Below are 12,279 nucleotides of genomic sequence, written 5' to 3'. Positions count from 1 at the left end.
GCACTTTTAGCCAACCTTAATATTTTTTTGGAATATTGAGTTTTAACTTTTCAATAAACCCGTTTTGCGTATAGCTATTATTTTTTTAATTAGTTTTTCAGTTTAGAAATAAGATTGTCCAATTCCCAATATTTTGCTTTTATAAAACTCAAAGCAAAAGCCCCGGCAGATGCACTAAAAACAGAAAAGTCAAGAGCTCCTTTTATTCCAGTTGAAAAAGTCATTGATAAAGCAAATATTAAAAGAAGAAATCCGCTCAATTTTGCGAACAATTCCGTTTTATAACCGATAATCAAGAATAACGCAAAAACAATTTCTGCTGCGGTTGCTAAAATTCCGACTGCTGGGATTAGTGAGTTAGGTATCCAAGGATTTATCATTTCGGTGTAACTCAAGAAACTATCCCAATTACCCCAAACAGAAACTTCTTTGCTCCAAATTCCGAATCTGTCAGCTACTGCGGATAAAAATCCGAATGAAATTGCTAGTCGCAAAAAGAGTTTAATAGTCGTGATATTCATATTTTCCTAATATTAATTTCATATTAGCGACGAGTTTGTGAAAATGCAGCATAACACGTAAATATATCAAATAAAAATCACGAATCTCTATAACACAACATTTTAAGGATAATAGTTGGTATGTGGAGCTAAAGGTTGCTTATGCTTTGGCAATTGCTAAATTAGGATTGCCATACCATGCTCCCGAAAGTTTTGGTAGTTGGGTAGTGGGGTGATAGATTGATGGGTGATTTTTGCGATTTTTCAATAATATTGATGAATTGGGAAGGGGGCGTGATGTAAACGGGTATTAGGGGGGTATGAGTAAGGATTTGTATTCTACTTCAGGACTATAATATTTGTTATCATTCTGGTCTTTTATCCAATGAGGTTAGAAATGTTTATTTTATGATCATATTGAATTTCTAAGTCTGTTCCATTCCAAATAGCTTCGCAACTTTCAAGTCGAAAGGTGTCGCCTTGGTTCCATTTTGCACCGATATAATCTTCAATCAAATCCTCTATGAGAACTCTTTCCCCAATTTTAATATCTTTTGGTATTAAGTATGCGGCAAATGGAGATTTAAAGCTATAAGGATAATAAAATGTCCAGTCAATTACAGTTTCGAAATCTTTGTTTTCACGAGAATTGTAACCGTACCGATAATCATTTTGAACATTAATTTCTCCCGTTTTCTTATTTTGAACTACAGAATACTTAGAACGAATTCTAGCAGAAGGTTCAACCTTTTTTATTAATGGTTTAAGTCCACTTTTAGCAGCCTTATTAATACTTTCCGTATCACGTGCTGTTTTTATGATACGAAGTTTTTGCAAATTATTATTGTTGTTTAATTCTTCCATTTGATATTATTTGAATGTTTTGTTGATTTAGGTCGATTTTCAAACAAGTTTGTGGGTTTTGTTTAATTATATCCAGAAGGTTGTGGTCTGTTAGATTTTCAGTGTCGATTATTAAATGGTCACAATTCACGCATTTTCGTGAAGATGAATTTATAACTTCTAATTTATCCCAGCTCATTTTATATGGGCAATTCAATGTCTTCACAAATTCACCTTTGTCTGTATAAACCTCTTTCGTTATTGGGTCAAATTTCATTGCTCGGATTTTTATAAGTGAAGCTATAACGTAAATATATTAAATAAACATCACCAGTTATTATAATGCAGCATTTTATTCAAAGTTAGGGGTGGGATGGAATGCCTAAAGGAGTAAAATAAGAACTAAAAGTATATTTACAACTGTTTTTAAAGTTCAAAAAGTCTTCTTAAAAAAATCTTAAAATAAATGTTATATTTGAAACTCTCCCCGGAATTTTAAACTCGTTTCATATGTAAATATCGAAATGGGATGAAATAGTATTGTTTCGTTATTCGACGAAATAGATATTTACTTAATTTATTATACAATAGATATAGATGTCTAATAGTAAACACGCCCACTACAGATACAATGTTCTTGATAGATGTTTCCGAAGAAGAGAAAGGCCTATGGCTTTTAAAGAAATACTAAATGAAGTTAACGAAAACATTTCCGAATTATATCCAGGACAAGGAATATCTACGCGCACCTTAAGAGATGATATCCGTTTATTTCGTGATAAGAAAATAGGTTTTAGTGCGCCAATTATAGTTGAACGTTTTGAAGGAAAAGAAGTTTATATATACTCTGATCCTGAGTTTTCTATTGCTAAAAAAGGATTGTTGCCCGATGAACAATATTTGATTGATGCCGCTCAGCAATTATTAGAGCGATATAATGGGCATCCGAAATACGATAAGCTATCTGAAGCATTAGTTTTGTTTCAAGAAGAGGAGGGAGCTACTACAATTCCTGAATACCACAAGATTTTATTTTACGACAAGAATGAAGCTTATGAAGGTTTAAGTTATCTAAAACCTATGTTCTTAGCAATTAAGAATAAAGACGTTTTAAAAATAACATTCCAAAACTTTAATGATACCGATTCGCGAGAATATATTTTTCACCCTTACATTTTAAAGCAATACAACCAACGATGGTTTGTATTTGGGTATAATGAAACGGCTGATATGAAACAGTGGAGTATTCCTTTGGATGAAAGATTACAAGACTTTGAAATCCTCAAGGACGTGGCACTAAAAAAAGATGATACCGATTGGATTACTTTTTTCAATGAGATGGTAGGGGTACGAAAGCAAAGTGTTACCCTAGAGGCGCCAATTTCCGAAAAAGTAGTACTCAGATTTTCTCCACAGCGATTACAGTATTTTAAAACAAAACCGATCCACCCCTATTGGGATGAGTTTGTTGAAAAAGGAAAGGAAAATCAAGTTTTTTTTGAAGCTGTTATTAACTTAGAATTGATTCAACAAATTTTATCTTATGGAAAAGATGTTGAAGTATTAGCTCCAGAAAGTTTAAGAATGCAAATGTCTAAGCATGTACAAATAATGCATAATTACTATGTTTAGCGCCTATGCATTTAAACTGCATACATCCATACTAAATTTGGCATATAATTCTAAAAATAAAATCATTTTGTAAGAATTATGTCGTAAGATGATTTTATAAAATTTATGGGCTGAGACAAGAACTTAAACGCGATACAAATACTTTATTTTTTTCAATTTACATATTGGATTTATATTAAAACCCCCAACTTATGAGCTTCTTTAATACCTTACTTTCTAAAAACGATTTATCTTCTCATGATGGTCGTCCACTATGGCGATATTTCTTAACTGAGCAAGATTTTGAGGAATTGCGAAAAACTTTAAGTTATGCAAAACCACATTTTATTGATGCCAGAGACGCAGCATTGTATTATGCAGAATGGTGGAAACGAAATTATGATGGAGGAAGTCCAAATAAAGAAAGTGTATTTAGCTCCATAGGTGGGAATATTAAATATTATTATAACTGTAATGAATTTTATAAAATAGCTAAAAAAGGTGGGCAATTACTAGGTTTTAAATGGATTGTAAAGCAAAATACTCTTCGTTTTAAAACGCTTTTATTACAAGGAGGTTTACCCTTAACCCATATTAGTGCCAATCAAGGTGGATATTTAAATTTTCTATTGGCAGTTTTAGAAGAACAACCAGAAACTATAGAAGATTTTATTTTCCAACCAGATATTATCAATCTCCTACCAAAATCAAGTCAAAATGATACGATATATGAAAACTGCTTTGAGATTGTTCGTTCTATTTTAAACAAAGAAAGTGTTTATGATGAATTATTGGAGTCTGACACTACTTTAAAAAGTATTTCTGGCAAACTTAAAATAAGGGCAAATCAAATAGAAAGTTTTAGAAGAGAGTCTAAACCTAAAAACTATTGGTTGATGAGTATGGATGAGGGGCAAATTAACATACGCTTAAAGCTTGGCTTGGCTCCAATATATACCAAGAATGCTTTATCTAACATTTTGGGTATTGAAATACATAATTCAGTATATCAGTTTTACCTGAATGATAAATTGATTTGTGTATTTAAGAAGTTATATTCAGGGAATTATAAAACGGAATGGTTTAATCAAGAGACTCATAATTGGGATGGTGATGACAGCTTAACTAATGCCTATGTAATTGTAGAAGGAAACAAAGTAGATATCCCTGACTTTATTCAAATTGCGCCATCCTTAAATGAGCCTACGCTTTGGTCTTATTACTCCGAAAATGAGTGGCGTTTAATTAAAGGAAATGGAAGTGCCGATAAAAGTGCAGCCGTTTTAACGCCACTTAGCTGGATTTCAGATGCCGAATCCCAAATTATAACTATTTGTGATAGGGATATGCGTTTGATGAAGTTTGAGGGTGAGTTAGAAATTACAGAAAACGTTGAGAGTAGAAAGTATTTAAGTGGCGTTGAATCATTTGATTGGATTATTGAGAGTAAAAAACCGCGTTGGATGATAAAGTCGAATATGCCTGTAATAAGAGGGGGAATTAAAATGTTTCTTTATGATACTAGTAATAATTTAGTGCCATCAAGTAAATACGAAGTTTGGGTAAAACCTCATAGAACTGGTGCGTATTGGGAGGAATATTCTACATTGTCAAACTTACCTTTAGGGTGTATTAATATTAAAATAGTAAGAAACGGAGTAACAGCTTACGACAGGGTTTATAATATTAAAAGCTTAAACATAGATTTTGTTGAGACAGCAATAGATAAAGCTAAAATTGAAGTAAAGGAATCAGCCGGGATATCTGTTAAATTATATGAGACACCAGATTTTACTATCGACATTAATAATAACTTTTACAAATTAGCGATTAAACCAGGAACCTCTAAAATTCCAACTACCATTAAGGGAGCGTTGGGACTTGGTACTCAAAGGAAGTTGCATTTTCATATGGAATCCCCATTTCAGGGTATGGCTATAGTGGATAAAGAAGGTAATATTATTGATGAATCCACTGTATTATCCTTAAAAAACTTATACGGATTACGACTATTAACAACACCTGGTAAAGAATCAATTTTAACGTTAAGTAATAAAATTAACACAGATGTAAAAATTTCAAAATATATAATTCCAGCTTTTCAACCCTTAATTTCGTTTAAAGATGAGATTGTACGCTTGTTCTATTTATCAGATGCAATGGATTATAATAATCGGGTATGTTTACAAATAAAAGAAGGAGGGATTCTAAAAAAATATGAGATTTCTGGGTTTTCTCATAGTTTAGAAATAAACAAAATAGATGGAACCGTGGCCTTGAAGGATGCTGCTAATGATTTAGAACTATTTGCGGTTCCTATGAATGATAAAATTGTAGATGTGACCCCGATTCCTTTAGAAAAGGAAGTCAATCATTATAAACTACCTATAAATGAGGTAATTAAACAATGGATAATTATTTCTTCAAAAGAAGATGGTAATCAATTAATGCCAAGGTTTGTAAGTATAAATCCAGATGTGGAGTATATTATTCCTGAGGAGAGAATTAAAGCATATGGAAAAAAACTTCTTGAGAGTTCTTTTGATGCTCCAATATGGAATCAACTTTTGGCTTTGTATACTATTTGCTCTAAAGATGGATACGATATACCCTTTTCTACATTCGACCAATTTAGAGCTTTGGTCTTTAACTCGAAAGTAGCTGCTAAGGCATTTTTATTTATTAGTGTTAATCAAAGAGATCAGGATACTTTAATACAAACAGATATACCAGAGATGGAGAAAGACTTAGGTTTTTGCTTTCATTGGATATCTAATGCCGATTGGGAGAATGCTCTAAATGAAATATTTGACTTTTATAAATTGAAGGCAGAGAACATGCATAATATTATATCTGTTATTTCTAATTATATGCAGGAATTTGGTTTAGAAAGTGTTTTTAAAGCTATGATGGGCGAAAATTCTCAGGTGACACAAGTTAACCATATGCGTATTACGGATCTTCGAGCAAAATTAGGACCAAGGGTTCTTGAAGAACTTCCAAATTATAAACCTAGGGTTACTAAGGAATATAATATTCCTGTTCAAGCACATAGGCAAGTGAGCCTTTTAGTTAAATCTCCTATTGCGGTTGCGGAATCTATCAAAAATGTGCCGACACAATATCCAATTTGGGGAATAGATCCATTTTTAAATACTATTAGAAGAAATATCCAATATAGTCAATATTTAAGTCCTGAATTTTATAAAGACACAATTTTACACGTACTAAACACCAACTAATCTGATGAATTTTAAAGAATTTTATACGAAGACAGAAAATAGATTAATAGATTCTATCTTGTCTCTTTGGGCAACAGGAGATAAAGAAATGCAAAATTATTTTAAGTTTTTACTTGATAAGGAACCTATTATTGCGGAAGTTGTATTCCAAAACACATTTCCCTGGGAGCAGGGGAAAGTTGCTTTTGGAGAAACAACTACTGTTTTTTCTCAGGAGTTTATCGATAAATTAGATAGTATTAAAGAAGAAGAGTTCCAATTTCCTAAGTCTAGAAAACCGTATAAGCACCAACTTAAAAGTTGGGATACTCTCCTTAATAAAAATAAATCAATTGCAGTAACTACAGGGACAGGGTCTGGTAAAACTGAATGTTTTATGCTTCCTGTCTTACAGGATATACATCAGAATTGTAAAAATGAAGAAGGTGTAAATGCTATTTTTCTATACCCATTAAATGCGCTAATTGCTAGCCAGAAAAAAAGAATGCATGCCTGGTGTTCTGCTCTTGGAGGGGTGAAATATGCATTATTAACTGGAGATACTCCAAACACTGCGAACCACCAAGATCGAGAAAGAGCTTTTCCTCAATTAATTTCTAGAGATCAAATCAGAAGCACACCTCCACAAATTTTGTTTTCTAATCCTACCATGTTGGAGTATATGTTAGTAAGAAATGCTGATGTGCCAATTTTAGAACAGTCACAAGGAAAACTACGTTGGATTCTTTTAGATGAAGCCCATACGTTAACAGGTTCTAAAGCAGCTGAAATGGCACTTCTTATTCGAAGAATAGCTGATGCTTTTGGGGTGGATATAAATAATTTAAGGTTCGCAATAACTTCAGCTACAGTAGGGTCTGGTAATGAAGATCAGTTAAAAAAGTTCATGGCTAATTTATGTGGAATTTCAATTGCTCAGATAGAGGTAATTTCTGGTAGGCGAGTTAACGACCAAATTGTTGATTCCGAAATCCCTGACTTATCCAATGTATTAAACAGAAATAATATAAAATCACTTCGGGAAAAGTTTTTAAATAGTAATGCTCTTAGTCAAAGCGAGATCGGGAAGACATTAAAGGTGTCTGATAAATATGAGCAGTTAGAAATAATAGACACCTTGGCCGATCAAAAGGTTAACGGTAAAAACTTGCTTCCTGTTAGAGGTCATTTTTTTACGAGAGGTGTTGGAGGTGTTTATGTTTGTACGAATACAAAATGCAATGAACATAAAGAGCATAAGCCCAAATTAGCCCTTGGCACTATGCATACTATAGCTGGTAAAGAATGTTCTTGTGGGCATCCGCTTTTAGAACTTGTTGCATGTAACTCTTGTGGTAATATGATGTTAGAAGGTGAGAAGAATAAAAGAGTTATAGGCAACAAACCAAATATTATTATTAGGCAAAAAGTTAGCGTTGGATATGAAGCATTTCAGATGGATACTGAAGATGATGACTTGGATAGCGAAGATGAAAATATTATCGATAGCTCGGTGTTTTTAGTGCGTAACATTAAAAATAAAAAATACCATAATCAAGAACTTGAACCCACTACTATTGATTCTAACGCAGTATTACGAGATGGAGAGGATTGGTTATTAACTGACAATAATAGGTGTCCACATTGTAATTCTCAGAATGTAAATGCAATGCATTTTAGGATATCATCAGCCTTCACTAATAGAATATTGTCGGATATTATTTTGGATCAAACTCAAGTCGCAAAAGAGAGAACGCCGTATACACTGCACGATGGTAGAAAATACATTTCGTTTACTGATAGCCGCCAAGGAACGGCAAAAATTTCCGCGTTAATTAATATTGATAGTGAGAGTGATTGGACCCGTTATCAAATATATCATTTCTTACTTAACACATTAAGAAAAAATGAACGTAATAGTAGACCGCATGATGAATTAATTGAAGAAAGAGCTTATTTAGTTGGACAATTGGAAACAGCTCCACCATTTTTACAGGAAGAATTTCAAGAAAAGATAAAGGCAATAGAAGAAAAATTAGAAGGAGGAGCTCAAGTTAAATTAATTCAAAGTAGATCTTCATGGAGCAATCTAATAGAGCGTTTTGTTAGTCAAAATGATTTTAAAACCTTGTTTACTAAGGCCGCTAAAGGAGCGAATTTTGTTAATGATAATCGTAACTATGCAAGAGCTTTGTTGTTTGATCAGTTTGCTCGTAGAATGCCTAGAAGACGTTCTTTAGAAAACCTAGGATTAGTGAATCTTGTGTATCCCGATTTAGATAAGGTCGTATTACCAGGGATAGCAGAACGATTGGGGATAAGTTTAGACGAGTGGAAAGACCTATTAAAAATAGCATTGGATTACATTATACGTTATCCATTTCATTATATTTTTGATCCTTCACTACATACTTATACCACTTCTTTTCATCGTTCTTTTTTAATTTATCCTCCAAATTCCGATGAGCCAAACGCAAAAACGTGGCCTCAGTTTAATGCAAATAGTGATATACAATCTCGCTTAGTTTTGCTAATATGTGCAGGTTTGGGGTGGCATGATAAAGACACAATTACTCCAGATAAAGAAGACGAACTAAATCAATTACTTTCAGCGATATGGGGAGTACTAAGGACAAAAATTTTAACCGAAGAAAACGGAGGTTATAGAATTAACCTTGAAGAAAAAACGCAATTTGAAATCGCAGGTACAGAATATTTATGCCCTGTTAAGAGAAGACTATTGGATAAAGTGTTTCGAGGGTATTCACCATGGATTAAGGGGGTGTTGACACCAGAAAATTTATCACATTATCATATAGATACAAATTATAACAATACGTTACCGGTATTCCCTCATCCTTATCATTTAAATGAAAATAACCAGAAAATGGATAAGGTTTTAGTGGATGAGTGGTTAAATGAGAACAGTAAAGATGCTAGAAATAAAGGTTTGTGGAATGATTTACATGAACGCGTTTTTAATTTTAGATCGTTATATTTAGCAGGTGAACATTCTGCGCAACAAGATACTAAGCGCCTTAAGGAATTAGAAGCACAATTTGAAAATGGCGAAATTAACGTGTTGAGCTGTTCTACCACCATGGAAATGGGAGTTGACATTGGTGGTATTTCTGCAGTTGTAATGAGCAATGTTCCTCCTATGCCAGCAAATTACTTACAAAGAGCTGGGCGTGCTGGACGTAGATCAGAAAATAAATCATTGTCACTTACATTTTGTGCTCCTAATCCAGTTGGACTTCGTACAATGAACCAACCTAAATGGGCATTAGAACATGAAATAGCTTCACCAAACTTGAAATTTGACAGTAAAACTATTGTTGAAAGGCATATCAATTCGTTACTCTTTGGGATTTTTATTCGTCATCAAGACAATACTAATAAAGGACTTAATGTTTCTGATGATATAGATAATTTTTTTATTTCTAGAACACCAACTATAGCCGAATCCTTTCTTGCATGGTTAGATGGTACGCCACCTAGTGAGTTTGATGTATCCATAAATAGAATAGTAAAGGACACACCTTTGGATGGTATGAGTGCCGAGCATTTAAAACATGTAGTATCTGATAATTTTAGAAAGTTGGTTTTAGATGTGCATAGACAAATAGAGGGCTATGATGCTAAGATGGCTGAATTAGAAGAAAGTCATGGTCCAAATTCTACGGCTTATAAAGCGGTATCATATCGTAAAAGGCAGTTTCAAAGTAAATTTATTTTAACCTATCTGTCAGAAACAGGCTTTTTGCCAAATGCAGGATTGCCAACCGGAATTTTAGAGTTTGAAAAAACAACTATTCAGGATCTTAAGCGAAACTATACAATTGATAATCCAAGTTATTCTAGTGAGCGGGCTTTAACCGAATTTGCACCTGGAAATAATATTCTTATAGATGGATTAAATTACACTTCCTCTGGAATTATACTAAAAAACACTCGTGGCGTAGGAGCAGAAAGAATATTAATACAAGGGTGTAGCAAATGTGGTTATCAAAGAAGTACAGAATCATATAATATTGGAGATCCTTGTCCAGAGTGTAATGAAACCAACAGCTTTAAAGGGGTTGATTTAGGGGACACACGGGGGGCTTTTACAGAACTTGTTGAACCTGTAGGTTTTGCGGTTGATTTATTTCAAACACCTACAAGGAAAATATCAGAAAGATCTAGATCACAATATTTAGAACCATTGTTACTAAATATTAAGCCATGGAAAAATGAACAAGCAGGTTATTTAGATTTTAGAATGAGTAACGACCAAAAAAGTTCTGAAATCCTATTTTATAATACAGGAGCAGGGAATGGGTTTAGTTTATGTTTAGACTGTGGTCGAGTAGAAACAGCACATGAATTATTATTAGGACACAAACGCTTAAGAGGTGGTAAAGACGATAAAAATGATTCGAGTTGTACTGCAAATCATGTTCATGATCACATTATATTGGGTAGTCGCTTAAAAACAGATTTCACAGAGATTCGATTAAAAAATGAAGATGGTTCATTTGTTAACGATGAAAAGTTGATGTATTCATTAGGAGTTATATTCAGTAAAACTCTAGCTAATTATTTGGCTATTAATGAAAATGAACTAGGCTTTGGAGTTAAGCGCTACAGTAATTATCGAACCATTTTCATATACGATTCTGCAAAAGGAGGTGCTGGTTATGCGTCTCAATTTGCTATGTACACCGAAGAGATTTTAAAAGAAGCGTTTTCGGTATTGTATAATTGTGACTGTCAGGCGGCGTGCACTAAGTGTCTTGTAGATAGATCTACACAATGGCATTTAGACAAGTTGGATAGAGAACTTGCATATACTTGGATAGCTTCTGCATTAAAAAGCAGTATCCCTACAGATTTAAAAGAGTTGTACCCAAATGCGAATTCATTTTTTGGCAATCTAGCTAGTGAGATATCTCGTTTAGATTACCATTTTGGAATTAGATCGATAAATATTCACATTAATGATGATTTACAGGGCTGGGATATCGATGAACTTTCTTGGCTGGAAACAATTAAGCGAAATTGCTCTGAGGTAAACTTAGTGTCTAATGGAGAATTGCGATACGCTAATACTCAAGACAAGCTTACCACATATAAAATATTTCATAAATACGGATTAAAACAAAATACAATAAAGGATAAAGCTCTTTATCAAGCACATATTTCTCTGAAGTTAAATAACAATGAAATAGTGAGTTATGTGTCTAAAGCTGCTTATGCCGATTTGGATAAAGACTGGGCATTTAATTTAGAAGAACCTTTTTATAAAGTATTACTAAGTGATTGGGTGACATATCCAGATATAACCCTACCTGATTTATCTAACACTAAACTTTTTGAATCTAGATACGTTAAAATACCATTTCATACTCAAAGTAATGAATTGGCTAAATTAATGCTTGAAAATCTTTCTAATGCGGATGAATTTCTTACAAAGGTTAAAGGAAAGGAGTTCTCTGTGTCTTATTATGACAAGTATAATCAATCAGAGTTCTCTGAGCGTTTAATGCTCCAGTTTATTGATGAGTTTCAAAATTTAGCTGCCATTTCAGTAAGCTCTTTAAACGTGCATTTAGAAACCAGTGCATTTAAAAGCTATAAATTCCCATATTACATAATCGATAATTATAAAGAAATTCAAGATTATCAGCATGATTTGAATAACTTATCTCAAGCGTATAATTTCAAGGTATTTGTTACGGAGGAACGTAGGCTTCCACATTATCGTTATTTTGAATTCAAAACAGATGATTTATCTTTTAATATTAGAATAGATGGTGGTATTGCTCATGGTTTTAAACCAATAGATCGACTTCTATCACAAGATATGAAATTTGAAAATATCATTTTTCCGATTAAAAAAGATGTCTCCTATGATATTATCTATAATTTGAGTTTTGTCGAGGATTAACTTTTAATTAGATTTATGACTTATTTGAAAATCAAATCATGTTAGAGTCAATAAAGTACACAACCATAAGTTCAATATGCGTGCGTGACATAGTATTTTATGAGAAAAACAATGTTGAGAATTTAATTCAGTTTTGTAAGCTAAATCATATTTCGTATTTACCAGGAAAGGA

Annotated in this window: 6 protein-coding genes; 3 read left to right on the top strand and 3 right to left on the bottom strand. The window is 33.0% G+C overall.

The window, feature by feature from the left end:
* Window positions 1-89 precede the first annotated feature (89 nt).
* The 3 genes from G3A46_RS13325 to G3A46_RS13315 form a co-directional block, all read right to left on the bottom strand.
* Window positions 90-521 carry a DoxX family protein gene (locus G3A46_RS13325; protein WP_165150537.1) on the bottom strand — a complete coding sequence of 144 codons (432 nt, stop codon included), beginning with the start codon at window positions 519-521 and terminating at the stop codon, window positions 90-92.
* Window positions 522-878: 357 nt separating this feature from the next.
* Window positions 879-1,364: a hypothetical protein gene (locus G3A46_RS13320; RefSeq protein WP_165150535.1), complete on the bottom strand. Its 486-nt coding sequence runs from the start codon at window positions 1,362-1,364 to the stop codon at window positions 879-881.
* Window positions 1,342-1,620, bottom strand: a complete 279-nt coding sequence (locus tag G3A46_RS13315; protein WP_165150533.1) for a hypothetical protein — start codon at window positions 1,618-1,620, stop codon at window positions 1,342-1,344. The genes G3A46_RS13320 and G3A46_RS13315 overlap by 23 nt, the downstream gene beginning before the upstream one ends.
* Window positions 1,621-1,940: 320 nt before the next feature.
* Between G3A46_RS13315 and G3A46_RS13310 the strand changes: the two genes are divergently transcribed.
* The 3 genes from G3A46_RS13310 to G3A46_RS13300 all read left to right on the top strand — a co-directional run bounded on the left by G3A46_RS13310 (window position 1,941) and on the right by G3A46_RS13300 (window position 12,107).
* Window positions 1,941-2,975: a WYL domain-containing protein gene (locus tag G3A46_RS13310; RefSeq protein ID WP_165150531.1), complete on the top strand. Its 1,035-nt coding sequence runs from the start codon at window positions 1,941-1,943 to the stop codon at window positions 2,973-2,975.
* 191 nt (window positions 2,976-3,166) lie between these two features.
* Window positions 3,167-6,196, top strand: coding sequence for a hypothetical protein (locus tag G3A46_RS13305; protein ID WP_165150529.1), 3,030 nt, complete (start codon window positions 3,167-3,169; stop codon window positions 6,194-6,196).
* A 4-nt stretch (window positions 6,197-6,200) separates the two neighbouring features.
* Window positions 6,201-12,107: a DEAD/DEAH box helicase gene (locus G3A46_RS13300; RefSeq protein ID WP_165150527.1), complete on the top strand. Its 5,907-nt coding sequence runs from the start codon at window positions 6,201-6,203 to the stop codon at window positions 12,105-12,107.
* Window positions 12,108-12,279 lie beyond the last annotated feature (172 nt).

The sequence above is a fragment of the Aequorivita sp. KMM 9714 genome (assembly GCF_011065475.1).
GTDB lineage: Bacteria > Bacteroidota > Bacteroidia > Flavobacteriales > Flavobacteriaceae > Aequorivita > Aequorivita sinensis.
Note: the sequence above shows the minus strand (reverse complement) of the source record. Positions and strands in the feature narration are given on the sequence as shown.

What these genes read in the sequence shown, in the direction of transcription:
- G3A46_RS13325 (WP_165150537.1), bottom strand. Translation starts at nt 521, where the DNA reads ATGAATATCACGACTATTAAACTCTTTTTGCGACTAGCAATTTCATTC.
- G3A46_RS13320 (WP_165150535.1), bottom strand. Translation starts at nt 1,364, where the DNA reads ATGGAAGAATTAAACAACAATAATAATTTGCAAAAACTTCGTATCATA.
- G3A46_RS13315 (WP_165150533.1), bottom strand. Translation starts at nt 1,620, where the DNA reads ATGAAATTTGACCCAATAACGAAAGAGGTTTATACAGACAAAGGTGAA.
- G3A46_RS13310 (WP_165150531.1), top strand. Translation starts at nt 1,941, where the DNA reads ATGTCTAATAGTAAACACGCCCACTACAGATACAATGTTCTTGATAGA.
- G3A46_RS13305 (WP_165150529.1), top strand. Translation starts at nt 3,167, where the DNA reads ATGAGCTTCTTTAATACCTTACTTTCTAAAAACGATTTATCTTCTCAT.
- G3A46_RS13300 (WP_165150527.1), top strand. Translation starts at nt 6,201, where the DNA reads ATGAATTTTAAAGAATTTTATACGAAGACAGAAAATAGATTAATAGAT.